25 protein-coding genes are annotated in these 25,206 nt (G+C 74.2%); 16 read left to right on the plus strand and 9 right to left on the minus strand.

The genetic code is table 11. From position 1 onward, the window contains the following. Positions 1–3 precede the first annotated feature (3 nt). On the minus strand, positions 4–1,152 hold the full coding sequence (locus tag HS048_RS12115) for an acyl-CoA dehydrogenase family protein (protein WP_196466993.1): 1,149 nt from the start codon (positions 1,150–1,152) through the stop codon (positions 4–6). A 509-nt stretch (positions 1,153–1,661) separates the two neighbouring features. Between HS048_RS12115 and HS048_RS12120 the strand changes: the two genes are divergently transcribed. The 3 genes from HS048_RS12120 to HS048_RS12130 all read left to right on the plus strand — a co-directional run bounded on the left by HS048_RS12120 (position 1,662) and on the right by HS048_RS12130 (position 4,032). After that, positions 1,662–2,408 (plus strand): GntR family transcriptional regulator, encoded by a 747-nt coding sequence (locus tag HS048_RS12120; RefSeq protein ID WP_068897007.1) that lies wholly within the window; start codon positions 1,662–1,664, stop codon positions 2,406–2,408. A 216-nt stretch (positions 2,409–2,624) separates the two neighbouring features. Next, positions 2,625–3,314 (plus strand): N-acetyltransferase, encoded by a 690-nt coding sequence (locus HS048_RS12125; protein WP_196466994.1) that lies wholly within the window; start codon positions 2,625–2,627, stop codon positions 3,312–3,314. 43 nt (positions 3,315–3,357) lie between these two features. Beyond that, positions 3,358–4,032: a copper homeostasis protein CutC gene (locus HS048_RS12130; RefSeq protein WP_068897006.1), complete on the plus strand. Its 675-nt coding sequence runs from the start codon at positions 3,358–3,360 to the stop codon at positions 4,030–4,032. Positions 4,033–4,173: 141 nt separating this feature from the next. Here HS048_RS12130 and HS048_RS12135 read toward each other — a convergent pair whose 3' ends face one another. From HS048_RS12135 to HS048_RS12145, 3 genes are all read right to left on the minus strand, one after another. Then, positions 4,174–5,349, minus strand: coding sequence for an aldolase (locus HS048_RS12135; RefSeq protein WP_196466995.1), 1,176 nt, complete (start codon positions 5,347–5,349; stop codon positions 4,174–4,176). A gap of 115 nt (positions 5,350–5,464) precedes the next feature. Further along, on the minus strand, positions 5,465–7,300 hold the full coding sequence (locus HS048_RS38810; RefSeq protein WP_196466996.1) for a GGDEF domain-containing protein: 1,836 nt from the start codon (positions 7,298–7,300) through the stop codon (positions 5,465–5,467). Between the two features lie 138 nt (positions 7,301–7,438). Then, a complete protein-coding gene (locus HS048_RS12145; RefSeq protein WP_307832437.1) occupies positions 7,439–8,827 on the minus strand; it encodes an FAD-dependent oxidoreductase in 1,389 nt (462 codons plus the stop codon). A gap of 215 nt (positions 8,828–9,042) precedes the next feature. Between HS048_RS12145 and HS048_RS12150 the strand changes: the two genes are divergently transcribed. After that, positions 9,043–9,495: a hypothetical protein gene (locus HS048_RS12150; protein WP_230880814.1), complete on the plus strand. Its 453-nt coding sequence runs from the start codon at positions 9,043–9,045 to the stop codon at positions 9,493–9,495. 113 nt (positions 9,496–9,608) lie between these two features. On the opposite strand, the gene HS048_RS12155 is transcribed toward HS048_RS12150, so the two are convergent. Continuing rightward, on the minus strand, positions 9,609–10,727 hold the full coding sequence (locus HS048_RS12155; RefSeq protein WP_307832438.1) for an acyl-CoA dehydrogenase family protein: 1,119 nt from the start codon (positions 10,725–10,727) through the stop codon (positions 9,609–9,611). A gap of 188 nt (positions 10,728–10,915) precedes the next feature. Between HS048_RS12155 and HS048_RS12160 the strand changes: the two genes are divergently transcribed. The 4 genes from HS048_RS12160 to HS048_RS12175 all read left to right on the plus strand — a co-directional run bounded on the left by HS048_RS12160 (position 10,916) and on the right by HS048_RS12175 (position 14,988). Then, the gene (locus HS048_RS12160) at positions 10,916–11,455 is read left to right on the plus strand and encodes a hypothetical protein (protein WP_196466998.1); all 540 of its coding nucleotides are present in this window, start codon (positions 10,916–10,918) and stop codon (positions 11,453–11,455) included. Between the two features lie 87 nt (positions 11,456–11,542). Next, positions 11,543–13,285 carry a proline--tRNA ligase gene (locus tag HS048_RS12165; RefSeq protein WP_084008283.1) on the plus strand — a complete coding sequence of 581 codons (1,743 nt, stop codon included), beginning with the start codon at positions 11,543–11,545 and terminating at the stop codon, positions 13,283–13,285. Between the two features lie 246 nt (positions 13,286–13,531). Beyond that, positions 13,532–13,834 (plus strand): hypothetical protein, encoded by a 303-nt coding sequence (locus HS048_RS12170; RefSeq protein ID WP_196466999.1) that lies wholly within the window; start codon positions 13,532–13,534, stop codon positions 13,832–13,834. Continuing rightward, positions 13,831–14,988 (plus strand): NlpC/P60 family protein, encoded by a 1,158-nt coding sequence (locus tag HS048_RS12175; RefSeq protein WP_307832439.1) that lies wholly within the window; start codon positions 13,831–13,833, stop codon positions 14,986–14,988. The genes HS048_RS12170 and HS048_RS12175 overlap by 4 nt, the downstream gene beginning before the upstream one ends. Before the next feature lie 29 nt (positions 14,989–15,017). Here the strand turns inward: HS048_RS12175 and HS048_RS12180 are convergent, their stop codons facing one another. From HS048_RS12180 to HS048_RS37105, 4 genes are all read right to left on the minus strand, one after another. Further along, entirely contained in the window at positions 15,018–15,221 is a 204-nt protein-coding gene (locus tag HS048_RS12180; RefSeq protein ID WP_191895733.1) for a DUF4236 domain-containing protein, read from the minus strand. Between the two features lie 76 nt (positions 15,222–15,297). Next, entirely contained in the window at positions 15,298–15,492 is a 195-nt protein-coding gene (locus tag HS048_RS12185; protein WP_068896999.1) for a DUF4236 domain-containing protein, read from the minus strand. A gap of 91 nt (positions 15,493–15,583) precedes the next feature. Further along, positions 15,584–16,096 (minus strand): ferritin-like domain-containing protein, encoded by a 513-nt coding sequence (locus tag HS048_RS37100; protein WP_307832440.1) that lies wholly within the window; start codon positions 16,094–16,096, stop codon positions 15,584–15,586. Then, on the minus strand, positions 16,093–16,587 hold the full coding sequence (locus HS048_RS37105; RefSeq protein WP_230880815.1) for a hypothetical protein: 495 nt from the start codon (positions 16,585–16,587) through the stop codon (positions 16,093–16,095). Before HS048_RS37105 ends, HS048_RS37100 begins: the two co-directional genes overlap by 4 nt. Positions 16,588–16,776: 189 nt before the next feature. On the opposite strand from HS048_RS37105, the gene rimP reads away from it, so the two are divergent. From rimP to truB, 8 genes are all read left to right on the plus strand, one after another. Next, the gene (gene rimP / locus HS048_RS12195) at positions 16,777–17,286 is read left to right on the plus strand and encodes a ribosome maturation factor RimP (protein ID WP_068896996.1); all 510 of its coding nucleotides are present in this window, start codon (positions 16,777–16,779) and stop codon (positions 17,284–17,286) included. Positions 17,287–17,297: 11 nt separating this feature from the next. After that, positions 17,298–18,302 carry a transcription termination factor NusA gene (gene nusA / locus HS048_RS12200; RefSeq protein WP_068896995.1) on the plus strand — a complete coding sequence of 335 codons (1,005 nt, stop codon included), beginning with the start codon at positions 17,298–17,300 and terminating at the stop codon, positions 18,300–18,302. Continuing rightward, positions 18,286–18,588: a YlxR family protein gene (locus HS048_RS12205; RefSeq protein ID WP_084008282.1), complete on the plus strand. Its 303-nt coding sequence runs from the start codon at positions 18,286–18,288 to the stop codon at positions 18,586–18,588. The genes nusA and HS048_RS12205 overlap by 17 nt, the downstream gene beginning before the upstream one ends. Before the next feature lie 142 nt (positions 18,589–18,730). Next, positions 18,731–21,865: a translation initiation factor IF-2 gene (gene infB, locus HS048_RS12210; RefSeq protein ID WP_196467001.1), complete on the plus strand. Its 3,135-nt coding sequence runs from the start codon at positions 18,731–18,733 to the stop codon at positions 21,863–21,865. Positions 21,866–21,943: 78 nt separating this feature from the next. Further along, the gene (locus tag HS048_RS12215; RefSeq protein ID WP_068897117.1) at positions 21,944–22,243 is read left to right on the plus strand and encodes a DUF503 domain-containing protein; all 300 of its coding nucleotides are present in this window, start codon (positions 21,944–21,946) and stop codon (positions 22,241–22,243) included. 68 nt (positions 22,244–22,311) lie between these two features. Further along, positions 22,312–22,839, plus strand: coding sequence for a 30S ribosome-binding factor RbfA (gene rbfA / locus HS048_RS12220; RefSeq protein WP_196467002.1), 528 nt, complete (start codon positions 22,312–22,314; stop codon positions 22,837–22,839). 11 nt (positions 22,840–22,850) lie between these two features. Continuing rightward, positions 22,851–24,044 (plus strand): bifunctional oligoribonuclease/PAP phosphatase NrnA, encoded by a 1,194-nt coding sequence (locus HS048_RS12225; RefSeq protein ID WP_196467003.1) that lies wholly within the window; start codon positions 22,851–22,853, stop codon positions 24,042–24,044. Between the two features lie 102 nt (positions 24,045–24,146). After that, entirely contained in the window at positions 24,147–25,046 is a 900-nt protein-coding gene (truB, locus tag HS048_RS12230; protein ID WP_196467004.1) for a tRNA pseudouridine(55) synthase TruB, read from the plus strand. The last annotated feature ends 160 nt before the right edge of the window (positions 25,047–25,206 follow it).

Genomic DNA, 25,206 nt, shown 5'->3' on the forward strand with positions numbered 1-25,206 from the left:
GGCTCAGCCCTTGGGCAGGCCCAGGGTGCGCTCGGCGATGATGTTGCGCTGGATCTCGCTGGAACCCGCGTAGATGGTGTCCGCGCGGCTGAACAGGTAGAGCCGCTGCAGGTCGTTCAGCTCGTACGGCGGGCCGTCGGCGACCAGCCCCGCCCTGCCCTGTACGGCCTGCGCCAGCTCGCCCAGCCTCCGGTGCCACTCCGACCAGTAGAGCTTGGCGATCGAGGCCTCCGGCCCCGGCGTCCCGGCCGACGGGGAGGTCATCGTGCGCAGCGCGTTCAGGCGCATGATGCGCAGCTCCAGCCACGACCGGACCAGCCGGTCGCGCAGCACCGGGTCTTCGGCCGCGCCGGTGCGCCGGGCGGTCTCCACGACGCGGTCGAACTCCCGCTGGAAGCCGATCTGCTGGCCGAGCGTCGAGGCTCCGCGCTCGTAGCCCAGGGTGGCCATCGCGACCCGCCAGCCCTCGCCGGGGGCGCCCAGGACGTTGCCCGCGGCCGTGCGGGCCCCGTCGAAGAAGACCTCGTTGAACTCGCTGGTGCCGGTCAGCTGGACGATGGGCCGGACCTCCACCCCGGGCTGGTCCATCGGGACCAGCAGGTAGGACAGGCCCGCGTGCCGCCGCGAACCGGACTCGGTCCGGGCCAGGACGAAGCACCAGTCGGCGACGTGGGCCAGCGAGGTCCAGGTCTTCTGGCCGGTGAGGACCCACTCGCCGCCCTCCTGCCGCGCCCGGGTCCGCACGCCGGCCAGATCGGAGCCCGCCTCGGGCTCGGAGTAGCCCTGGCACCACAGCTCGCGGCCGCGCCGGATCGGGGGCAGGAAGCGCCGCTTCTGCTCCTCGGTGCCGAAGTCGATGATCGTGGGGCCGATGAGGCCCTCGCCGATGTGCCCGACCCGGGCCGGGGCGTCCGCCCGCGCGTACTCCTCGTGGAAGGCGACCTGGTCGGCCAGGGGCGCGTCCCGCCCGCCGTACCTCCGGGGCCAGCCCAGGCAGGTCCACCCGGCCTCGCCGAGCCGCCGCTCCCAGGCCAGCCGTACCTCGTGGCCCTCGTGCTCGCGGCCCGGCCCGCCCAGCCCGCGGGCGTGGGCGAACTCGCCTTCCAGCTGCTCCCGCAGCCAGGCGCGGATCTCCTCGCGGAAGCCCGTCACGGTCGTCTCGCCTCCTCCGCCCGGCCCGGACGGCCCCCGCGGGGGAGGGCCGCCGGTCCGCGCTCGCCTGCCCGGCAACCTAGGGGAGGGCGGGCGGGGCGGGGCGGGGCCGTCCCGTTCTCCGGGAGCGCGCGATCCGGGACGGGGAGACGGCCGTCCGCGGGTGGGGTCGCGGCGCGGACGGGCGGTGGTCCGGAAGGGCTGCGGTGCGGACGGACGGGGCGGGCTACGGCGCGGAAAAGGGGAGGGCCGCGGCGCGGAGACGGGAAGACGCGCCCTGGCGGGCGTGGGGGACCCGCCAGGACGCGCTTCTCCCCGGTGCGGTGGCGCGAGGACCCCGGCGAGGGATGGGGTCCTCACGCGGTCAGCCGCTCGGGGAGTCGGGGGGGTGGAGCCTTTCAATGGATTTGTACCAACGATTGGATGATGCGGCTCCTGGGAGGCTAGGTCAAGGGGCGGTTCCCCACTAGAACCAAATCGTCTAGTTTTGTTGGCACAAAGGGGACTAAATGGCTCGGTCAACGCTGTATCAGCAGGTGGCCTCCGAACTCCGGAGGACCATCTACTCCGGTGCGCTCAAGCCGGGTGATCAGCTGCCGACCGAGGCCGAGCTCATGCTCGCCCACCAGGTGAGCCGCAACACCGTACGGCTCGCCCTCGGCGAGCTGGTCAACGAGGGGCTGGTCACCCGGACGCCCCGCCGGGGCACCGTGGTCAGGGAGCGCCGCCCCCTGCTGATGCACCCCCAGCGCGAGCTCCAGCCGCAGCCCGGGGAGACCCGGGAGGCCTTCGCCTGGGCGGTCTCCCAGGAGGGGCGCGAGCCGAGCCAGGAGATCGAGGTGTCGATCGTGAACCCGGCCGAGGAGATCGCCAGCCGGCTGGAGCTGCCCGACGACGGGCTCGCCGTGGTCCGCCGCAGGCTGCGGTTCGTGGACGCGCAGCCGTACAACACCAACGACTCCTACTTCCCGCTCTGGCTGGTCTCCGGATCCGAGATCGCCCGTCCCGGCGACATCTCGCGGGGGGCCAACCGGGTGCTGGAGGAGCTCGGCCACGCCCAGGTGAGGGTCGTGGACGACATCTGGGCGCGGATGCCCACCAGCTCGGAGACCGACCGGCTCAGGCTCCAGTCGGGCACGCCGGTCGTCGTCTACGTCCGGGTCGGATACGACGGGGAGGACGTCCCCGTGCGGGTCGCGGTCTCGGTGCTCCCCGCCGACAAGCACCTGATCCGGTACGAGCTGAAAAGCCGTTGACCTCCCTCCGGCCGCCCTGATGGGACGGCCTCCGCCCTGCCCGTACGGCAGGCGGCCACCGGGCGAGGCCCGCCGTGCGGGCGGGCGCGTCCCCTTCCCCCAGTCCGCCTCGGACCCCTAGCGCGGGGGCTCCCTGGCCCGGCGCGGATGCCGTGCGTCACCGCACGGACACATTCCGTGTCATCACACACACCCAGCGCAACGAAGGGATCGACCATGCACTCCAGCACCATCACCTCCGTCACCCCCGCCGCCCCCGTCTCCGCGCGGCGCCTCACCCCGCGCCGGGCGGACGCCGCGGACCTGCCGGGGGTGCTCGCGCTCCTGGCGCGGACCGCCGCCTGGCTGGACGGCCGGGGCGTGCGGCAGTGGCCCGCCGGCGGGTTCCCGGCCGAGCGCATCGCCCCGCTGATCGAGAGAGGGGACATGTACCTGCTGGACGGGGAGGACGGGCCGATCGCCACCGTGGCGCTGGACGGCCACGCCGACCCCGAGTTCTGGGCCGCCCAGGACGACCCCGCCTCGGCGCTCTACGTCCACAAGCTCGCGGTGGCGCGCGGCCACTCCGGCCGGGGGCTGGGCGAGGCACTGCTCGACTGGGCGGGCCTGCGCGCGGTCGCGGCGGGCCGGCGCTGGCTCCGGCTCGACTGCGCCAAGGAGAACCGGCGGCTGCAGGACTACTACCGGCGGCAGCGCTTCGCCCACCTGCGCACGGTCGACCTGCCGCACCGTGCCTCGGGCGCGCTGTTCCAGCGGCCCGGCGGCCTGCGCGGCGCGGCCCCGGCCGTCCCGGGAGCCGTTACCGGGGCCGTCTCGGAGGTCGCCGCCGGGACCGTCGCGGGGGCCCGCTCCGAGGCCGCCGGGGCCGCCGCCCACCGGGACAGGGTCCTGCTGGAACGTCCGTGAACCGCGGCGATCCTCGGACAAAGCCATCCGATAGCCTCACTTCATGACCGGATCCCTGCTTGAGGTGATCGCGCTCGACGTGCGCGACGCCGTCGCCGCCGAAGAGGGCGGCGCCGACCGCTTGGAGATCGTCGCCGACATGGCGTCGGGCGGGCTCACCCCGGCGGTGGACACGGTCGCGGCGATCGCCAAGGAGTGCAGGCTGCCGCAGATGGTCATGCTGCGGGGCGAGGCCTCGTTCCTGGCCTCGCCCGAGCGGCTGGAGGGCCTGCGGCGCGACGCCCGGGCCCTCTCCGAGGCGGGCGCGGCCGGGTTCGTGTTCGGCTTCCTCGACTCCACCGGCGCGGTCGACCTGGCCGCCACCGAGGCGCTGATCCACGCGGTGGCCCCGCTGCCCTGGACCTTCCACCGGGCGGTGGACCACGCGGCCGACGTCCAGGCGGGCTGGCGGGCCGTACGGCTGCTGCCCAACCTCGCCACCGTGCTCACCGCGGGCGCGCCCGGCGGGGTGCGGGACGGCCTGTCCGTGCTGCGGACCCGCTGCGAGGCCGGCGACGGCCCGCTCATCCTGGCCGGCGGCGGCCTGCGCCCCGGTCACGTCCCGGCCCTGCTGGAGTACGGCGTGCGCGCCTTCCACGTCGGGAGCGCGGTGCGCGCGTCGTGGTCGGATCCGGTCGAGGCGCACCTGGTCCGCCGCTGGCGGGAACTGGTCGACTGACCGCCGGGGCCGGCGCCCCGCGCCGGAGATCCCGGGCCCGGCGGCTCCCTCCCGCGAGGTGCGTCCGGCGGCTCAGGGGCGTCCCGGGGCCGGCTCCGCGCGGCGCGGCGCCCATGGGTCCCGCGAGGTGCGTCCGGCGGGTCAGGGGCTTCCCAGGGCCAGCTCCGCGCGGCGCAGCGCGGTGTCCATCGCCTGGACCGTCGCGGGCTCGTCCATCACGCCGCCCCCGGCCGCCCTCCGCTCCTGGAAGGCCCGGACCCGGCGGGTGAACTCGGCGTGGTGGCGCAGGTGGAAGTCGTAGACCGCGGCGTAGCGGCTGACCAGGTGCGAGGGGTGCATGTCCCACCCCTGGTAGAAGCCGTGGCGCAGGGAGTGCCCGACCAGTTCGGCGTGGCGCGACCACAGGGCGTGCACGTCGCGGGTGCCGCCGGAGGAGGGGGAGGCGGCGAGGGAGCCGTCCGACAGCTCCACGCCGGTCCCGGCGAACGCCGTCTGCATGACGTGCCGGGCGTGGTCGCAGGCCGGGTGGTCCAGCCGCTGTTCGTGCGGGGGGAGCGCGCAGCTCGCGGTGTAGTCGAAGACGCCGAAGTGCGCGGCCGAGAGCCTGCCGCCGAGGGAGGCGACCAGATCGGGGCCGAGGAACCGGAGCGTCTGGGCGGCCTCGACCTGGATCTCGAACCGCAGGGACCCCCCGTCCAGGCCCAGCCCCCGCTCCAGCGCCTCCAGGCAGTCGGCGAACTGGTACAGGTAGTCCTGCATGAGGACCTTGGGGAAGGTGACGACGAACCCCTCCGGCAGCCGGCCGGCCCGTTCCACGATCCCGGTCAGGAACCCGTCCAGCGTCCGCAGACTCCGGCCGGGGTCGCCGTCGGCGAACGACTTGACCCGCAGCCCCCACCGGCGCGGGAGCGTCCCCGCCGCGTGCAGGGCGGCGACGGCCGAGGCGGCGCGGGCGACGTCGCGGTCCTCCTCGGCGGGGCGGACGCCGTACCCGTCCTCGAAGTCCACACGCAGGTCCTCGACCGGTTCGGCGGCCAGCTTCGCGGCGATCCTCGGGTGCAGTCGCGCGGCGGCCTCCTCCGGCACGCCGAAGACCCGGGTGAGGGATCCGGGACCGGGCAGGTGCCGGGTGAGCAGTTCCAGCGCGTCCCGCCCCCACTCCGCGACCGTCTCCGGACCGAACCGGTCGGCCGGGACGTAGACGGTGTGCACGGGCTGCCAGCGGGGCGCCGCCCGGGGGAAACGCGCGGACTGCTCCCGGTGGGCCTGCTCGAAGCCGGGGATCAGGGCCAGGGGATCGGCGAGCGTGACGCGCACGGTGGTGCTCCTTGCCGTCGGGGCGGACCGCCCGCAGAGGCGGGTCACCCGAACCCTAGGACCCGCCCCGGGGCCGCCGGAACCCGTCCGAGACCCTCGAACCCGTCCGCGGCCCTCACCCCGCGCCGGGCCGCTCCATGCCGGGCCGTCCGGCATCGGGCTGTCCTCCGCCGGGCTGTGCCGTACCGGCCGCTCCCGCCTCCGACCGGACGTCGGCGTCACGGTGGCGGCGCCGCTCGCCCAGGGGCGCGCTGGAGGTGGCGCAGACGCGGTTGCGGCCCTTGTGCTTGGCGGTGTAGAGGTTCGCGTCGGCCAGGGCGATGAGCTCGGCCTGGGTGCTGTGGGGCTGGGAGGCGGTGACGCCGATGCTCACGGTGACGGGCAGTTCCCCGGTGAGCGCCTGCCAGGAGCGGCAGGCGATGGCGGCCCGCAGCTCCTCCAGCCGGGCGACGGCCGCGGCGGGGCTGACCCCGCTCAGCACGACCAGGAACTCCTCGCCGCCCATCCGGGCGGCGAAGCCCAGGCCGGCGCAGGCGGGGTCCGGCACGGCGTCGAGCATCTTGGCGACGGCGACCAGGACCTGGTCGCCCACGTCGTGGGAGCAGGTGTCGTTGATCCGCTTGAAGTGGTCGAGGTCGACGAGCGCGACCGTCACCGCGTCGCCGGTCAGGGCGGCGGCGGCGAGGAGCTCGGGCAGGTGCTCGTCGACGTAGCGGCGGTTGCGCAGCCCGGTGAGCGGGTCGCGGCGGGCCTGCTCGCGGAAGAGCTCGGCCTCCTGGCGTGCCTCGCTGGCCTCGAACATGGCCTGCCGGGTGCGGGCCCGGGCCTCCTGCTGCTGGGAGACCAGGTCCTTCTCGGCCGCGTGGTAGGCCTTGTACGCCTCGAACGCGCGGCGGTAGTCGCCGGTGGCGGCGTGCAGCTCGGCCTGCTCCTGCTGCAGCGGGACGAGGATCCTGAGGTAGCCGTGCTCCTCGCAGATCGACCGGCTGCGGTCCAGGTTCGCCTGGGCGTCCCTCAGGGTGCCCAGGTGGCGCTGGGCGATGGCCAGGGTGAGCAGGATCTCGGGGAGCGCGGCCGCCTGCTTCAGCTCCTGGTCCTCGTACATCCGGATGCCCGTCTCGGCGGCCATGACGGCTTCCGCGTGGTGGCCGAGCGGGATCTGGAGCCGGGCGATGGTGTCCAGGTGGGAGACGTCGAGCTCGTAGTCGTGGGCCGAGCTGATCGCCAGCATGCGCTCGACGGACTCCCAGGCGAGGTCGTACCGGCCGGCCTCGTACTCGGCGTAGGCGAGGTTGTTGAGGACCGTGACGTGCCGTTCCACGTCGATCGTGGCGGCGAGGCGTTCGGCCTGCCGGTAGCGCTCACGGGAGGCCTCGGTGGAACCGGTCTCGTCGAGCGCGTCCGCCAGCCGCATCAGGTGGCTCAGCCGGATGCGGGGGTGAGTGCTCTCCTCCAGGGCCTCCACGGAGCTCACCGTGTGCTCCAGCGAGGCCGCCGGATCGCCCAGGTCGCGATAGGCCCGCGCCATCAGCAGGTGGGTGCGGGCCAGCAGCGGGCGGCACTCGTTCTCGACCGCCCACCGGTTGACCTGCCACATCACCGGTATCACCGAGGTCAGTTCGCCCCAGCGGGTCTGCACGTCGACCTGGATCAGCTTCGCGCGCAGGGCCAGCACGACGTCGCCGAGCTCCTCGGCCGCCCGCTCCAGCTCCACCGCGCGGTCGAACGCCGTCTCGATGTTGTAGCCGCTGGTGATCTCCAGCGCCTCCAGCTCCGCCGACAGCTCCTCCGCGGTGAGCGTTCCGGCCGCCTCGCCGGGCCCGGCGGGTACGGCGGGTGCGGAGGGGGCGTCCGGCACGGCGGCCCTGGTGCCGGAACCGGAGTGGACCGGATCCGTGACGGGAGCCTTCGGCGCCGGCTTCGAGGCAGGGTCGGTCAACGGTCCGTTCACGGAGCCCTCATCGGTAGCCGAATCGGATTCTGTAGGGGTTCGGCCTGATATCAGGTAGATCATTTCTTTGCCGGACCGTGCGACCTCACCCGGCCGCGTGACCTCTCGGGCCGGGCGGCCTCACCCGGCCGGGCGGCCTCACCGGGCCGCGAGGCCCTCGGTGTCCTCCGTGCCCGCCAGGCCCGCCGTGCGTCCCGTCCCGTCCGGGACCCCGTCCTCGCACGGCTCCCGGCCCTCCAGCACGGCGGCCATCGCGGCGGCGCCGGCCAGCTTCACCCGCTCGCCGCGGCCGAGGGACCGGGCCAGGGCGGCCTCGGCGGCCTCGATGGCCCGCCACCCGTCGTAGGTCACGGGCAGGAGCCCGCGCCGGGCGAGGAGCGGGTCCAGGTCCGCGTGGCGTACCGGCGCACGGCCGGCGAGGTCGGCCAGCAGGGTGCGGACGGTCTCGGCGGCGTCGGACTTGTTGGTGCCGATCACGCCGCTGGGCCCGCGCTTGAGCCAGCCCGCGACGTACTCGCGGTCGCCCGCCCGCCCCGCCTCGTTCGGCACGGTCATGGTGGCCTCGGAGAACGGGACGCCCGGCAGCGGGACGCTGCGGTATCCGACCGAGCGCAGGACCATGCCGACGGGGAGGACCTCGAACTCGCCGGTGCCGACGACGCGGCCGTCGGCCAGGCGGGTCCGCTCCAGCCTGAGGGCCTCCACCCGGTCGCGCCCCAGGATCTCCACCGGCCGCATCCAGAAGCGCACGTCTAGGAGGCGGGGGCGGCCCGCCGGGGTGCGGGCCGCCCAGGACTGCAGCACCTCGACGTTCCCCCGGACCTGCCGCGGCAGGCCCTCCACCGAGGCCGCCGCCTCCTCGGGCCGCACGCGCACGTCGGCGTTGGCCAGCTCGCCGAGCTCCCGCAGCTCCTTGAGGGTGAACTTGGCGTGCTCCGGCCCCCGGCGGCCGATCATGTGGACGGCCTTCACCCGGCTGGCGGCCAGCCGGGACAGGACCTCCTCCGGCACGTCGGTGGCACGCAGCTCCTCGGCGGTCTTGGCCAGGATCCGCACGACGTCCACCGCCACGTTGCCCACGCCGATCACCGCGACCTCGGGGCTGTCCAGCAGGAAGCGGTCGGCGGGCACGTCCGGGTGCCCGCAGTACCAGTTCACGAAGTCGGTGGCCGCCACGCTGCCGGGCAGGTCCTCGCCGGGGACGCCCATCCGCCGGTCCACCATCGCGCCGGTGCAGTAGACCACGGCGTCGTAGCAGGCCAGCAGGTCGTCGCGGCTCACGTCCCGGCCGAACTCGATCCCGCCGAGGAAGCGCACCCCGGGCAGCTCCAGCACCCGGCGCAGGTAGCCGGCTATCGACTTGATCGAGGTGTGGTCGGGGGCCACGCCGTACCGCACCAGCCCGTAGGGGGTGGGCAGCCGTTCCAGCACGTCCACCTCGACGGGGCCGGTGGCCTGCCTCGTCAGCGCCTCGGCGGTGTAGATCCCGGCGGGGCCGGATCCGACGACAGCGACTCGCAGTGACACGTCGCCTCCCAGGGGTTGTGCCGGTGGCCGCGCATCGGCAGGGGCGCGCTTCCTCCAACGTACTCCTGCGACCGCCCGCAGGGGATGCATCCGGCGGCATCCGCCCCGGGGAGGGGAAAGGGAAGGGATGGTTCCCGTGCGGAGCCCGTGAGGAGGAGGCGAAGGAGCGGCAAAGGGCGGCCGGGTGCGGGCCCGGGACTGGCACGCTCCGACGCATGAGGGGACCGGGCGGGGGCGGGCGCTCCGCGAGTGCGCCCGACGAGATCCAGCCGGTGGGCGCCCACCGGTTCGAGGCGTTCGGCCGGGTGATGGCGGCGCTCGGCGGCGAGGCCGAGCTGATGGAGTCGTGCCGCGATCTGACCTGGTGGCGGGGGGCCGACGACAGCTGGCACATCGAGTGGCGCGAGGGGCCCTACGCCGCCGAGGTGGCGGAGACGCTGGCCGAGCGGGTCCGGGAGCCCGGCTCCCCGGCGGACCCCGTCGGGCGGGCCACTCCGCTGTCCGCCGAGCTCGACGTGGTCGGCGTCCGCTTCGTGCTGCGGGCCGTCGACCCGCTCGGCCGGGACCGTCCCCACTCCCGCCTCGGCCCCTGGCGGCTGGCCGAGGTCCTCGACACGACCCGCCGCGGCCCCTCCCCCCGGCCCTGGGAGCAGCTCCTCGGCGGGTGAGCCCTCCTGCGCTCCCGAGCCGTGCACGGTCCGCCCGGTGCGGGGAGCGGCGGCCGCGGTGCCCGCGTGGTCCGGGATGGTGGCCGGTGCCCGCGCGGACGGGGCCGGGACCGTCACAGACCGGCGGCCGCGGCGAGGCGGGCGCGGTGGGCCTGCGGCGGGCCGAAGAGCTGGGCGTCGGCGGCGGCGCGCTTGAGGTGGCGGTGGGCCGGATGCTCCCAGGTGACGCCGGTGCCCCCGTGGATCTGGATGTTCTCGCCCGCGGCGGACAGATAGGCCTCGGTGCAGTAGGAGCCCGCGATCGCGGCGGCGACCGGGAGGTCGCCGGGCAGGGCACGGGCGGCGGCCAGCGCGGCCGAGCGTGCGGACTCGACGAGCAGGAGCAGGTCGGCGAGCTTGTGCTTGACGGCCTGGAAGGAACCGATGGGGCGGCCGAACTGCCGGCGCCGGAGGGCGTGCTCCACGGCGGCCTCCAGGCAGGCGGCGGCGCCGCCGACCTGCTCGGCCGCCAGGCAGGCGACGCCCGCGTCCCGGACCCGGTCGCGGGCCGCGCCGTCTCCGGCGGGCCGTACGGGGACGGCGTCGAAGGAGAGGGCGACGAGCGGGCGGGTCTGGTCGAGCGTCGTCAGCGGCGTGCGGGACGAGGGCACGGCCTCGACCAGTTCGTCGCCGGCGAAGGCCAGGACCACCTCGCCGTCCAGCGCGCAGGGCGCGGTGCCGGTGATCCGTCCCCGGGACAGGACCAGGTCGGCGTCGCCGGGCAGCAGGACGGTGGCGGTGCGGGAGCCGTCCGCGATGGCGGGCAGCAGCCGGGCCATCGCCCCGGGATCGGCGGCGGCCCTGAGCGCCTCGACGGCGAGCACGGCGGTGGCCAGGTAGGGGTGGGGGGAGAGCGCGCGGCCGAGTTCCTCGCAGACGACCGCCTGCTCGGCGGTGCCGCACCCCGCCCCGCCGTACTCCTCGGGCACGGCCAGGCCCGCCACGCCGAGTTCCCGGGCGAGGCGCTCCCAAGGGGCGCCGGGACGCGCGGCGAGGAAGGAGCGGACGGCGACGCGGAGGTCGGCCTGATCTCTGGTGAGGCCCGTGTCGGCGTCTCCGGAGTCCCCGGTTAGGCCCGTGTCGGCGATCCCGGCGTCTCCGGTCGGCCCGGCGGGGGTCGCGGACGCCGGGGACTCCGGGGACGCCGCGGGCACGGCGGCCGCCGGGAGGGAAGCGGTGTCGTCAGGATGCACACGCGCAGCATAAGCAAGCGACCGGTTGTTTAGTAGGGCTTGAACGTTTTTGTGTGTTCTTGCAGGTCATATATGCTGCGCATGCCCACGGGCAGGGACGGATCGGGGGATCAGCGGCTTTGGCCGGACAGAATGACACGTTCGATTTCATTACGGGGGACCGTCGCGAGCGGGCGATCCTCTGGCACATGATGCTCTCGCTCGTCGGAGGGCTGCTGCTCGGCGCCTTCGGCGAGATGCTCGCCCACGGGCCGGACCCGCTCGTCGCGGCCTACGACCCCTACGCCTACCTCGCCCTCGCCCTCGCCGTCGGCAGGACCGCCGCGGGGTTCGGCTGGGCGGTGCTGGCCGGGGTGCTCGCCGCCCTCGGGCCGGTCGTCCCGATCCTGGCCGCCGCGGCCTTCCCGTCGGGCTACCACCCCTTCCACGTCGGGGTCGACGGCGCGGTGCCGGGCGTCACGCTCCTCGCCCTCGCCGTCTGCGCCCTGCTGGCCTACGGGACCAGGCGGGACGGCCCGCGGGGAGACCTCGCCGCGGCGCTGCCCGCCGGCGTCCTGATGATCGAGGCCGTGGAGGCGGCGCAGTCCGGCTCGTGGAGCGTCCAGATCGCCGCGGTCCTGCTGCTCGCCGCGGTCCTCTCGCTGCGCCGGGGGGCCGGGGCGGTACGCTCCGCCCTGGCGGGTGCGGTCCTGGCGACCGCCCACCTGTTCTTCGTCGCCGGGCCGTGACGGGCTGCGGACCCTAATGGCAGGCGCCCGCCCCGCCGGGCTCGATACCCTGTAGGACACCGAATTCCCTGCCATCTAGGAGTAGCCGTGCTGCTGCGCATGTCGTCGCTGTTTCTTCGAACGCTGAGGGACGACCCGGCAGACGCGGAAGTCCCGAGCCACAAGCTGCTCGTCCGCGCCGGCTACGTCCGCAGGGTCGCGCCCGGCGTCTACTCCTGGCTGCCGCTCGGCAAGATGGTCCTGGAGAACGTCACCCGCGTCGTGCGCGAGGAGATGGACCGGATGGGCGGCCAGGAGGTGCTCTTCCCGGCCCTCCTGCCCAGGGAGTACTACGAGGCCACCGGCCGCTGGACGGAGTACGGCGACACGCTCTTCCGGCTCAAGGACCGCAAGGGCGCCGACTACCTCCTCGGCCCCACCCACGAGGAGATGTTCACCGACATGGTCAAGGGGGAGTACTCCTCCTACAAGGACTACCCGGTGACGCTCTACCAGATCCAGACGAAGTACCGCGACGAGGCCCGCCCCCGGGCCGGCATCCTGCGCGGGCGCGAGTTCGTCATGAAGGACTCCTACTCCTTCGACCTCGACGACGAGGGCCTCAAGCGCTCCTACGAGCGGCACCGCGAGACCTACATCCGCACCTTCGACCGGCTCGGCATCACCTACAAGATCTGTTTCGCCACCTCGGGGGCGATGGGCGGCTCGGCCTCGGAGGAGTTCCTGGCCCCGGCCGAGACCGGCGAGGACACCTTCGTCGCCTGCCACCACTGCGGTTACGCGGCCAACGCCGAGGCGGTCACCACCCCTGCCCCGGCCGCGCCCACCGGCGAGCGGCCGGCTCTGCGGGTGCTGGACACGCCGAACACCCCCACCATCGAGTCGCTGGTGGCCCACCTCAACGAGCACCACGGCCTGGACGTCACGGCCGCCGACACGCTCAAGAACGTCGTGGTGAAGGTGACCACCCCGGGCTCGGACAAGACCGAGGTCCTGGTCGTCGGCGTCCCCGGTGACCGCGAGGTCGACTTCAAGCGCCTGGAGGCCGCCCTGGCCCCCGGCGAGCCCGCCATCTTCGAGGCCGAGGACTTCCACCGGCACCCCGGCCTGGTGCGCGGCTACATCGGCCCGCAGGTCCTCAAGAACCTCGGCATCCGCTACCTCGTCGACCCCCGCGTGGTCGAGGGCAGCGCCTGGGTGACCGGCGCCAACGAGCCGAACAAGCACGCCGTGGGCGTGGTCGCCGGCCGCGACTTCACCGCCGACGGCACCATCGAGGCCGCCGAGGTCCGCGCCGGGGACGCCTGCCCGGCCTGCGGCTCGGAGCTGTCCATCGACCGCGGCATCGAGATCGGCCACATCTTCCAGCTCGGCCGCAAGTACGCCGACGCCGCCAGGCTCGACGCCCTGGGCCCCGACGGCAAGCCGGTCCGCGTCACCATGGGCTCGTACGGCATCGGCGTCTCCCGCGCGGTGGCGGTGCTCGTCGAGCAGCGGCACGACGAGCTCGGGCTCCTGTGGCCCCGCGAGGTCGCCCCCGCCGACGTCCACATCGTGGGCACCGGCAAGGAGAACCAGGTCGAGGTCGCCACCCGGCTCGCCGAGGAGCTCCACGCACGGGGCCTGCGCGTGCTGGTGGACGACCGCGCCGGGGTCTCGCCGGGCGTGAAGTTCAAGGACGCCGAGCTGCTCGGCATGCCGACCATCGTGGTGATCGGCCGCGGCCTGGCCCAGGGCGTCGCGGAGCTGCGCGACCGGGCCACCGGCGTCAAGGAGGAGATCCCGATCGCCGAGGCCGCCGACCGCGTCGAGGCCGCCTGCCGGGCCTGAGATCCGGCCGGGCCCCGTCGGGCCCCGCCGGTCGGGGCCCGGCGCGGTGGCGCTCCACCGCCCCGGGGCCCGGCTCCATGACGCGCACGGCCATCCGCCGGCAGGTCTCCGGGCCCGAACGCGCGCACGGCGCCGTCCTCCGGTCGGCGCCGTGCGCGCGTTCGGGGCGAAAGCCCCTTTTCTGATCATCGAAGTGATAGCTTTTACCGACGATCGGCACCCGTGGGGCATATGGGGTGAGGTTCCGTGAAAGGGTTCGACCTCCATTTCGACGCGCTGGAAGAGTGCGCGAACAAGGCCAGAAGCGTCGCGAACCAGTTCAGGAGCACGGCCGACGAGCGGCCCGCCGACGTCGGATCCTCCTGCTTCGGGAAGCTCGGGGACGCGTCCGGCAGGCTCGCCGAGGCCGTCCGCAAGCTCGAGGGGAAGATCGAGGCGGAGACCCGGTACGCCCAGCGGAACCTCGACAAGGTCGAGGCGGCGCTGCACACCGTCATCGCCAACGTCCGCAGGGCCGACGGGCCGGACGTCCCGGTGGAGAGCGTGTGACGGGCGGCGGGGAGGGGGAGTTCGGCGCCCTCCTGCGCATCGTCGGCGAGCTGACCGGTGACCAGTCCGAGATCTCCGGGATCGCGAAGCGCTGGCGGGCGCTGGCGACCGGCGTCGGCACGCACACCGGCGCGCTCAAGCGCGCGGCCGGCACCGTGGACGACGCCTGGAACGGCGGCGCCGCCGAGAACTTCATCGGCTACATGGCCCGGTACCCGCAGGCGGGCGCGGCCCTCGGCGACGCGCTGAAGAGCTGCGCCGCCACGCTGGAGCGCGCCGGGGGCGCGCTGGAGACCGCCAGGGGCGAGGTCCAGGCGATCTACGAGGAGAAGCAGGCCTGGCTGGCCGGGCAGCGCGAGCGGACCGGCGGCGCCGTGCCGGCGGAGCTCGTCGCCTCCCAGGCGGCCGACGCCCTGGGGCGGGCCGAAGACTCGCGACGGCGGGCCGTCGAGGCCGTCGAGGCGGCCGTCGGCGCGCTCGGCGGGCACCTCGGCACCGCGTTCTTCACCGCCATCCCCGCCCCGGGGGACCAGGACTTCGTCCCCCGCAACAATCCCTCGATGCGCTGGGTGCCCGACCCGGACTTCCGGCAGGGGAGATCGACGCAGCTGGCCGGATACGACGGCTCGGCACCGGTGGACGGCGGAACCGGCGGCTCCGGGGGGTACGGCGCGGGATCCGGGTACGGGCCGGGCGGAGGGGGCGGGTCCGGCGGGACCGGCTATCCGGGGGGGAGCCCGGGGGGCCCGGTCACGGTCCCCAACCTGGGTGCGAACCCCCGCGCCAAGGCGATCGTGGGGTACGCGCTCGACCAGCTCGGCGACCGCTACGTCTGGGGCGCGACCGGGCCGAACACCTTCGACTGCTCCGGCCTGACGCTCCGGTCGTACCAGGCGGCCGGGATCGGCATCCCACGGGTCGCCGCGGACCAGTGGGTGCACGGACCGCGGGTGCCCGACGGCGAGGTGCAGGCCGGAGACCTGATCTTCTTCGACAGCACCGGAGACGGCAAGGCCGATCACGTGGGCATCGTGCTCGACCCCGAGCGGCAGACCATGATCCACGCGCCCAACTCGCGCTCGGTGGTGCGCGTCGAGAGCTACGGCGACTATTCGACGCCCCGCCTGGGGTTCACCCGGCCGGGGGCGGGCTGAGCGCACCCGGCGGGGCGGAAGGGCGGAGTCTAGTAACGGCGGCGGCGCGGGTGGCCGCCGATCGTCTTGCCGAGGTGGAACCCGCCCGGCAGGGTGACGCTCACGTACTTGCGGCCGTCGGGCGTCCGGGAGACGTGGAACCGGCGGCCGCCGAAGCTGTGCCCGACCCCGTGCCGGGACAGGTTGAGGCGGAACGGGCCCAGCTTGATCGACTTGTGGTAGTTCCAGCCCATGTCTCTCCCCGTCTCCTCCGGAAACCCTGGATGCCTGCAGTGGGAACAACGCCGGGCGCCCGCCCGGGGTTCCGGATCAGCGGCGGGACGACCCGCTGAGGGTCTTGCGCCAGTGCAGGCCGCCGGGCAGGTTGACGCTCAGCGTGCGGCGGCCGTCGGCCGTCCGGGTCACCCGGAACGCGCGGTTGCCCCAGCTGTGGCCGACTCCGCTCCGGGAGAGGTTGAGACGGAACGGACCGAACTTCATCGACTTCCTGAATCCCCAGCCCATCGCTTTCCTCCTTGTGAATCCGTGAAGGTCGGCTACCCGTCACAGGCGCTGCAAACCTGTGCAAAACGGCCTGGGGTGCCACTGGAGGCCGTCAGGAGGTGCGGGCGCCGTCCTCCCCGGGCCCCGGGGTCGCGGAGGGTGAGGGCGACGGTGACGGCGTCGGGGACGCCGAGGGCGCCGAGGGCACCGCGCCGGGCGGCATGCCGGGGAAGGCCTCGATCTCCGGACGCAGGCCGTAGGAGCGTTTGACGCACTCCTGCATGGCCAGCGCGGCCATGCGGCGCAGCACCGCGTCGTCGTCGGCGGCCAGCTCCAGGTAGGCGGTGGTCACCCCCTTCTCGACCAGCACCGCCAGCTCCACGGCCTGGTCGGCGCTGGACGGGGTGACCGGGAGCGCGTAGGCCGGGTCGGCCTCGGCGGGGACGCCGCCGCGCTCGGTGATCATGGCCCGGAGCCGGTCGCGGCGGACGCGGTGGGCCTTGAACGCCGCCGTCGCGGTGGCGCGCAGCTCGCCCGTGGTCCTGGCGGCGATGACCCCGTAGGCGTAGACGGCCGCATGCTCGGCGGCCAGGGCGGTGGAGAGCCCGCCGGTCCCGGCGCTCACAGGGACCTCGGCAGGGCCGCCGCGTGCGCGGCCTCGCAGGCGCCGATGCACGCGATCAGCTGCGCTAGCGCGGGGGAGACCCCCTCGGTCTGCCGGGGCCGGAGCGCGGCGGCCCTGCGCTCCAGGTCGCGCAGCTTCCGCAGGGACGGTGCCGGACCCGGCGAAGGGGATCCGGAGACGGACGGGGCGGCGGACGGCGAGGCCGGGACGGCGGGCTCCGGAACGTTCCCGGCGGGCAGTCTCCGGCGCAGCTCCGCCAGGTGGGCCTCGTGCCGCCGCCGGAAGGGGGCGAGCCTGCGCGAGGGCAGCGCGGCGTACAGCGCGACGGTCCGCTCCTTCTCCTCGATCAGCTGCCTGAGCAGCACGGTCTCCGGGTCGGGCGGCGGCGCGGGGGCGGGCCCGGGCTCCTCGCCGGCGCATCCCGCGAGCGTCGCGGCGGCCGCCCCGAGGGCACCGCTCCGCAGCAGCGCGCGCCGGGTGAGGGAACGCACGGACGACCTCCGGTCTCGGGTGGGGTGCTGACGCCTCTAGCATCGTACGGGCTCGCAACCGCGCTCACCCCGTGTCCCGGACGGCTCCGCCACACCGAGTGACGCTCTTTCCGCGCTCCGGTGTGGATAGGCTGGGGAATCACATGGGCGAGGTGCGCCCGGACGAGATCGTGACAATAGGAGGTCGACATGGGCAGCGTCACATCCCGCGACCGCCTGATGAAGCTTCTGGGGCCCGTCGTCGAGGCCGAAGGGTTCGACCTGGAGGACGTCACGGTCACGCCGGCGGGCAAGCGCCGGCTGCTCCGCGTCGTCGTCGACCGCGACGGCGGCGTGAGCCTGGACGGCGTGGCGGAGGTCAGCCACGCCGTCTCCGCGGCGCTGGACGCCGGCGACGCGATGGGCTCCGCCCCCTACGTGCTGGAAGTCTCCTCTCCCGGAGTCGACCGCCCGCTCACCGAGCCGCGCCACTGGCGCCGGGCGGCGGGCCGGCTGGTCAAGGCCGACCTGCGGGACGGCACCTGCGTGGAGGGCCGGATCGTCGCGACCGACGAGACCGGTGTGGAGCTGGACGTCGAGGGCGTGCGGCACCGCGCCGACTATCAGGACCTGGCCCGAGGACGGGTGCAGGTGGAATTCCGCCGGCTCGATGAGAGCGACGACGCCGAAGACGACGGCGAAGACGGCGACGAGGGCTAAGGGGGAGCCTCGTGGACATCGACATGAGCGTCCTGCGCAGCCTGGAGCGGGAGAAGGACATCTCCTTCGACCTGGTCGTCAAGGCGATCGAGGACGCGCTGCTGATCGCGTATTTCCGGACCGAGGGCGCGGCCGCCAAGGCCCGCGCCGAGCTGGACCGGAGCACCGGTCACGTGGCCATCTACGCCGCGGAGATCGGCGAGAACGGGGAGGTGCTCCGCGAGTACGACGACACTCCGGGCAACTTCAGCCGCATCGCCGCGACCACCGCCAAGCAGGTCATCCTGCAGCAGCTCCGGGACGCCGAGGACGAGATCAACTTCGGCGAGTTCGCCAGCCGTGAGGGCGAGCTCGTGGCCGGGGTGATCCAGCAGGGCAAGGACCCGCGGGTCGTCCTGGTGGACCTGGGCAAGATCGAGGCGGTGCTCCCGCACAACGAGCAGGTCCCCGGTGAGGAGTACGTCCACGGAGAGCGGATCCGCTGCTACGTGGTGCAGGTCAAGAAGGGGCACAAGGGCCCGTCGGTGACGTTGTCGCGGACCCACCCCGGCCTGGTGAAGAAGCTCTTCGCGCTGGAGGTCCCGGAGATCGCCGACGGCACCGTCGAGATCGCGGCGATCGCCCGGGAGGCGGGCCACCGTACCAAGATCGCGGTTCGCTCCCGCCGGCCGGGCGTCAACGCCAAGGGCGCCTGCATCGGCCCGATGGGCTCGCGGGTGCGCAACGTGATGACCGAGCTGCACGGCGAGAAGATCGACATCATCGACTGGTCGGAGGACCCGGCGGAGTTCGTCGGGAATGCCCTGTCTCCCGCCCGTGTTTCCCATGTCGAGGTGATCGACGCCGCCGGCCGTGCCGCGCGGGTGACCGTGCCGGACTACCAGCTCTCCCTCGCCATCGGCAAGGAGGGGCAGAACGCCCGGCTGGCCAACCGCCTGACCGGTTGGCGCATCGACATCCGGCCGGACACCCATGTGGAGGGTGCGGCCGGTTCCGCAGATGCGTCCACACGGTAAGCTGGAATATGGTGGCCAGGCCGCCCCACTGAGAACTTGTGTGGGCTGCCGGGTTCGCACGGTCTCCTCCGAGCTGCTCCGCCTGGTGGCGGTCGAGGGCGTCATAGTCCCCGACCTGCGACGACGGCTCCCGGGGCGTGGTGCTTCACTGCATCCCACCCCGAGATGCCTCGAGCTCGCCGAGCGCAGACGGGCGTTTCCGCGCGCTTTCCGCGTCACGGAAACGCTCGACCTGTCGCTCGTGCGCGGCCACGTGGAAGAGCTGCAGGCTGAAAGGACCGGGTGAAATGGTTGCCAACTGTCATGTAGGACGCCGAGTTGATGGGCTGGTCAGATAGCTATGAGCGCCTGATGAGCATGCGGCGATGAGTACGTCTACGTAACGACGGTCCGGCGGCACAGCCTCCCGGGCCGAGTAAGGGAGTGCAGTGGCGAAGGTCCGGGTATACGAGCTCGCCAAGGAGTTCGGTGTGGAGAGCAAGGTCGTCATGGCCAAGCTCCAGGAGATGGGCGAGTTCGTTCGTTCGGCGTCCTCGACCATCGAAGCACCGGTGGTCCGCAGGCTCACGGAAGCTTTGGGCGTGCCCGCGAAGGGTTCGTCCGACAAGGGTGCCGGAAGGGCGCCCCGGCCGCCTCAGGCGGCCCCCCGGCCGGCCGAGGGCCAGGCCGGCGGCGCTGCGGCGCCCACCGCGGTTCCCAGGCCGGGACCGGCTCCCAAGCCGGGTCCGCGGCCGGCTCCGCGTCCTGCGGCCCCCGCGCCGCAGGCCCCGCAGCCCCAGGTTCAGCAGCAGCCCCAGATCCAGCAGCAGCCGCCGGTGCAGCAGCAGCCGTCGCCGGTCCAGCCGCCGCGTTTCGAGGCGCCTCCGGCCCCGCGGCCCGCGGGCCCCGGCGGTCCCGGTGCCAAGCCGGGCCCGCGTCCGGGCCCGCGCCCGGCGCCGCGTCCCGAGGCGGCCGGCCCGCAGACCCGTCCCGCCGGCGGTCCCGGTGCCCCTTCGGGCCCGCGTCCCGCCGCCGGGGCTCCCGGCGGTCCCGGTGCCAAGCCGGGTCCGCGTCCGGGCCCGCGCGGCCCGCGGCCGGGCAACAACCCGTTCTCCTCGAACGCCAGCGGCATGGGCCAGACCCGTCCGCCGCGTCCGGGCGGCCCCGGCGGTCCCGGTGACCGCGGTCCCCGTCCCGGCGGCGGTCCCCGTGAGGACCGCGGTCCGCGCGACGGTGCGGCTCCGCGTCCTCCGGGCGCCCGTCCCGGCCCGCCCGGTGCGGCCGGTCCCCGTCCGGGGCCCGGTGCGGGCGGTCCGCGTCCGGGCGGCGGTGCCGGCGCGGCCGGTCCGCGCCCCGGCGGCGGCGCGGGTGCCGGCGGTCCCCGTCCCGGCGGTCCGCGTCCCAGCCCGATGATGATGCCCCAGGGCCGTCCGGCGGGTCCGGGCGGCGGCGGTGCCGGTCGTCCCGGTGGCGGCGGCCGTCCGGGTGGCGGTGCCGGTCGTCCGGGTGGCGGTGCCGGTCGTCCCGGTGGCGGCGGCGGTTTCGCCGGTCGTCCCGGCGGCGGTGCCGGTCGTCCCGGCACCGGAACCGGTGCCCCCGGTGGCGGCGGCGGTTTCGCCGGTCGTCCCGGTGGCGGCGGCCGTGGCCGCGGCGGCGGTACGGCGGGCGCGTTCGGCCGTCCGGGCGGACGCCCGGCCCGCGGCCGCAAGTCCAAGCGCCAGAGGCGCCAGGAGTTCGACAACATGCAGGCGCCGGCGATCGGCGGCGTGCAGGCCCCCCGCGGCGGCGGTCAGACGATCCGCCTGTCGCGCGGCGCGTCCCTGGCGGACTTCGCGGACAAGATCGGTGCGAACCCCGCGTCGCTGGTGCAGATCATGCTGCACCTCGGTGAGATGGTGACCGCGACGCAGTCGGTCAACGAGGAGACGCTGCAGCTCCTCGCCGCCGAGCTGGACTACAACCTGCTCGTCGTGAGCCCGGAGGAGGAGGACCGCGAGCTTCTCGAGTCCTTCGACATCGAGTTCGGCGAGGACGAGGGCGACGACGCCGACCTGGTCGCCCGTCCGCCGGTCGTGACCGTCATGGGTCACGTCGACCACGGTAAGACCAGGCTGCTCGACGCCATCCGCAAGACCAACGTGGTGGCGCGCGAGGCCGGCGGCATCACCCAGCACATCGGTGCCTACCAGATCGCCACCGACCACGAGGGCGAGCAGCGGCGGATCACCTTCATCGACACCCCCGGTCACGAGGCGTTCACCGCCATGCGTGCCCGTGGTGCCAAGGTCACCGACATCGCCATCCTGGTGGTCGCGGCCGACGACGGTGTGAAGCCGCAGACCATCGAGGCGCTGAACCACGCCCAGGCGGCCGACGTGCCGATCGTGGTCGCGGTCAACAAGATCGACAAGGAGGGTGCGGACCCGAGCAAGGTGCGCGCCCAGCTCACCGAGTACGGCCTCGTCGCCGAGGAGTACGGCGGCACCACGATGTTCGTGGACATCTCCGCCAAGAACGACATCGGCATCGAGAGCCTGCTCGAGGCGGTCCTGCTCACCGCGGACGCCGAGCTCGACCTGCGGGCGAACCCGACGATGGACGCCCAGGGCGTCGCCATCGAGGCCCACCTCGACAAGGGCCGCGGTCCGGTCGCGACCGTGCTGGTCCAGCGCGGCACGCTCCGCGTCGGCGACTCGATCGTCTGCGGCGAGGCCTTCGGCCGCGTCCGGGCGATGCTGGACGACAACGGCGAGTCGATCGAAGAGGCCGACCCGTCGCGTCCGGTGCTGGTCCTCGGTCTGACCGCGGTGCCCGGCGCCGGTGACAACTTCATCGTGGTCACCGACGACCGGATGGCGCGCCAGATCGCCCAGCAGCGCGCGGCGCGCAAGCGCATCGCGGACATGGCCAGGTCCGGCCGCCGTCGCACCCTCGAAGAGCTCTTCAGCGAGATGGAGAAGGGCCAGGTCGACGAGCTCAAGCTCATCATCAAGGGTGACGTCTCCGGTTCGGTCGAGGCCCTCGAGGACGCCCTGCTCAAGATCGACGTCGGCGAGGAGGTGCGCCTGCGGGTGCTCCACCGCGCGGTCGGCGCCATCACCGAGTACGACGTCAACCTGGCCGTGGCCGACGACAACGCCGTCATCATCGGCTTCAACGTGCGCCCCGAGGTCCGGGCGCGCGACCTGGCCGAGCGCGAGGGCGTCGACATCCGCTACTACTCGGTCATCTACCAGGCGATCGAGGAGATCGAGGCGGCCCTCAAGGGCATGCTCAAGCCCGAGTTCGAAGAGGTCCAGATGGGCACCGCCGAAGTCCGCGAGGTCTTCAAGGTGCCGAAGATCGGCAACGTCGCCGGTGCGCTGGTCCGTTCGGGCACGATCGTCCGCAACAGCAAGGCGCGGATCATCCGTGGCGGTGTCGTGATCTCCGACAACCTCACGGTCTCCTCGCTGCGCCGGTTCAAGGACGACGCGACCGAGGTCCGCGAGGGCTACGAGTGCGGTATCGGTGTCGGCTACAGCGACATCAAGATCGACGACGTCATCGAGACGTTCGAGATGCGGGAGAAGCCGCGCGCCTGACGCCTCGCCCCTCCCCGCGCCGGTGCGCACCGCCGCACCGGCGCGGGGCCGGGAGCAGGCATGCGCGGTGAACCTGACATGTACGTAGGTGCCCTGACATTGGACATCCTGCTCGGCGACGTTCACTCGCTGAAGCAGAAGCGCTCCGTGGTGCGTCCCATCATCGCCGAGGTGCAGAAGAAGTTCCCGGCCGTGGCGGTCGCCGAGACCGGCCACCTGGACCTGCACCGCCGTACGGAGATCGGGATCGCGGTCGTCTCCGCCACCGCCGCCAACTGCGGCGCCGTGCTGGACGACTGCGAGCGCCTGGTCGCCGGCCGCCCGGAGATCGAGCTGCTGTCCGCGCGGCAGCGGCTCTACAACGAGGACGAGGACTAGCAGACGCAGAGGAACGGCCGCGAAGACGCCTTCGCGCCCGGTCGTCTCTGTGAGAAGGGGGAGCGACGATGGACGCCGCACGCGCGCGCAAGATCGCTGACCGTATCCAGCAGGTGGTGGCGGAGATGCTGGAGCGCCGGATCAAGGACCCGCGACTCGGCTTCGTGACCGTGACCGACGCTCGGATCACCGCGGACCTCGGTGAGGCCACGGTGTTCTACACCGTGTTCGGGTCCGAGGCCGAGCGGGCCGACTCCGCGGCGGCGCTGGAGAGCGCCAAGGGACTCATCCGCTCGGAGGTGGGCCGCCAGACCGGCCTGCGCCACACGCCGACGCTGACGTTCACCCACGACCCGCTCCCGGACAGCGCCCGCCATCTGGACGACCTCTTCGCCGAGGCCAGGGCCAGGGACGAGGAGATCGCCAGAAAGCGGGAGAAGGCCCGGCACGCCGGCGAGGCCGACCCGTACCGGCGGCCCAGGGACGAGGCCCACGAGGCTCTCGAAGACGATGAGGACGCTGAGGGCGCCGCGGACGGGGAGTCCGGCGGGAGCGCGGGCGGAGCCCCGGACCGCGCCGGACGTCCGGCGACGTGACACCGGGCGAGATGGCGGCCGGTGACGCGCCGATCGGTGCGGGGGTGCCCGGCGGTGCGACCGCCGGTGACCCGGCGGCCGGTGACGCGCCGATCGGTGCGGGGGTGCCCGGCGGTGCGACCGCCGGTGACCCGGCGGCCGGTGGTGCGCCGGCCGGTGCGGCGGTGCCCGGCGGTGCGGCGGCCGGTGACGTGGCGGTCGCCGGGCGCGGCGGTGCCCGCGGGGTCCCGGCCCAGGCGCCGGACGCGGACTGGGACCGGGCCGTCGCGCTGATCTCGTCCGCCTCCGAGGTCGCGCTGGCCTGCCACGTGTCGCCGGACGGCGACGCGCTCGGCTCGATGCTGGCGGCCGGTGCGGCGCTGCGCGCGGCGGGCAAGCGGGTGACGGCCTCCTTCGGCGACCGCCGCTTCGCGGTCCCCCGGCTGCTGCGCTTCCTGCCCGGCCAGGACCTCCTGGTCGAGCCCGCCCGCTACCCCGCCGCCCCGGAGCTGATGGTCACCTTCGACGTCTCCACCGTGGACCGGCTGGGCACGCTGGCGGAGAGCGCGGGCAGGGCCGGGGAGCTGATCGTGGTGGACCACCACCCGTCCAACCCCGGCTTCGGCACGCTCAACCTGATCGACCCCGCCGCCGCGTCCACCACCACGCTCGTCGAGCGGCTGCTGCACCGGCTGGGCCTGCCGATCGACGAGGCGATCGCCACCTGCCTGTACGTCGGCCTGGTCACCGACACCGGCTCCTTCCGGCACTCCTCGACCACCCCGGCGGCCCACGACATGGCCGCCAGGCTGGTGGCGGCCGGACCGGACCCCGAGGAGATCGCCCGCAGGCTGTGGGACAGCTCCCCGTTCGGCTACCTGAAGGTACTGGGCGCCGTCCTCGGCCGGGCGACGCTGGAGCCGGAGGTGGGCGGGGGCCTGGTGTGGACGTTCGTCACCCGGGCCGACCGGGCCCCGTACGGCCTGCCGTACGACGAGGTGGAGGGGATCATCGACGTGGTCCGGCGCACCGGCGAGGCGGAGGTGACCGTGGTCCTCAAGGAGGACGACGACGGCGCCTGGCAGGTCTCCACCCGCTCCCGGGGCGGCGTGGACGTCGCCCGCGTCTGCTCCGCGCTGGGCGGCGGCGGGCACGCCAGGGCCGCGGGCTTCACCTCGCGCCTGCCCGTCGAGGAGACCATGGCCGGTCTCCGCGCGCTGCTGTAGCGGCGTCCCCCGCAAGCCCGTGAAGACGTCCCCGCCAGGAGGACGCGCCGCCGGCCTCCCTCCCGCCCCCGGGACGGAGGCCTCCACAACCGAGGAGATTCGATGAGCACGGCTCGCGCCAAGCGAACCCCGCCGCCGAGCGGGCTGATCATCGTGGACAAGCCCGCCGACTGGACCTCGCACGACGTCGTCGGCAAGCTCCGCGGCATCGCGGGCACCCGCAGGGTCGGCCACGCCGGGACCCTGGACCCGATGGCCACCGGCGTGCTGGTCGTGGGCGTGGAGAAGGCGACCCGGCTCCTCGGCCACCTGGCGCTGACCGAGAAGGGCTACGACGGCACGATCCGGCTGGGCCAGACGACCAACACCGACGACGCCGAGGGCGAGGTCGTCGCGACGGCGTCGGCCGCCGACGTGGCCGAGGAGGACGTCCGCCGGGGGATCGCGGCGCTGACCGGCCGGATCATGCAGGTCCCGCCGCAGGTGAGCGCCATCAAGGTGAACGGGCAGCGGGCCTACAAGATGGCCAGGGCGGGGGAGGAGGTCGAGCTGGCGGCGCGCCCGGTGACGGTGTCCGGGTTCGAGGTGGCCGCCGTCCGCCGGGAGGGCGACCTGCTCGACGTCGACGTCTCGGTGACCTGCTCCAGCGGCACCTACATCCGGGCCCTGGCCCGCGACCTGGGCGCGGCCCTGGGCACCGGCGGCCACCTGACCCGCCTGCGCCGCACCCGGGTCGGCCCGTACGACCTGTCGATGGCGCACACGATCGAGGAGCTCGGCCGGGAGTGCGTGATCCTGCCGATGGCCGACGCCGTCGCGGCGGCCTTCCCCCGGCGCGACGTGACCGCGGAGGAGGCGGGCACGGTCGCGCACGGCGGGCGGCTGCCCGCGGCGGGACTGGGTCCGGGACCGATCGGGGTGTTCGGGCCGGACGGCGCCCTCGTCGCCCTGGTCGAGGAGCACGGCAGGGTCGCCAAGTCCCTGGCCGTCTTCGCGGGCTGACCCGGACCGGACCGGACCGCTCCTGCCCGGCCCGCACCGGGACGGCGGGACCCGGACCGGACCGCTCCCGGCCGGCCCCCGCCGGGGCGGCCGGAGGCGGAGCGGGTGGGATCCCCCGCGCCGTAGGGCCTCCCCGATGCGGTGGGAACGCCCGGCGCAT

It is taken from the genome of Planomonospora sp. ID91781 (assembly GCF_015711595.1).
Lineage (GTDB): Bacteria > Actinomycetota > Actinomycetes > Streptosporangiales > Streptosporangiaceae > Planomonospora > Planomonospora parontospora.

Excerpts from the sequence above, each read along its gene's own strand:
- HS048_RS12120 (WP_068897007.1), top strand. The coding sequence starts at position 1,662 with ATGGCTCGGTCAACGCTGTATCAGCAGGTGGCCTCCGAACTCCGGAGG.
- HS048_RS12125 (WP_196466994.1), top strand. The coding sequence starts at position 2,625 with ATGCACTCCAGCACCATCACCTCCGTCACCCCCGCCGCCCCCGTCTCC.
- HS048_RS12130 (WP_068897006.1), top strand. The coding sequence starts at position 3,358 with ATGACCGGATCCCTGCTTGAGGTGATCGCGCTCGACGTGCGCGACGCC.
- HS048_RS12150 (WP_230880814.1), top strand. The coding sequence starts at position 9,043 with ATGAGGGGACCGGGCGGGGGCGGGCGCTCCGCGAGTGCGCCCGACGAG.
- HS048_RS12160 (WP_196466998.1), top strand. The coding sequence starts at position 10,916 with ATGATGCTCTCGCTCGTCGGAGGGCTGCTGCTCGGCGCCTTCGGCGAG.
- HS048_RS12180 (WP_191895733.1), bottom strand. The coding sequence starts at position 15,221 with ATGGGCTGGAACTACCACAAGTCGATCAAGCTGGGCCCGTTCCGCCTC.
- HS048_RS12185 (WP_068896999.1), bottom strand. The coding sequence starts at position 15,492 with ATGGGCTGGGGATTCAGGAAGTCGATGAAGTTCGGTCCGTTCCGTCTC.
- rimP (WP_068896996.1), top strand. The coding sequence starts at position 16,777 with ATGGGCAGCGTCACATCCCGCGACCGCCTGATGAAGCTTCTGGGGCCC.
- HS048_RS12205 (WP_084008282.1), top strand. The coding sequence starts at position 18,286 with ATGCGTCCACACGGTAAGCTGGAATATGGTGGCCAGGCCGCCCCACTG.
- HS048_RS12215 (WP_068897117.1), top strand. The coding sequence starts at position 21,944 with ATGTACGTAGGTGCCCTGACATTGGACATCCTGCTCGGCGACGTTCAC.
- rbfA (WP_196467002.1), top strand. The coding sequence starts at position 22,312 with ATGGACGCCGCACGCGCGCGCAAGATCGCTGACCGTATCCAGCAGGTG.
- HS048_RS12225 (WP_196467003.1), top strand. The coding sequence starts at position 22,851 with ATGGCGGCCGGTGACGCGCCGATCGGTGCGGGGGTGCCCGGCGGTGCG.
- truB (WP_196467004.1), top strand. The coding sequence starts at position 24,147 with ATGAGCACGGCTCGCGCCAAGCGAACCCCGCCGCCGAGCGGGCTGATC.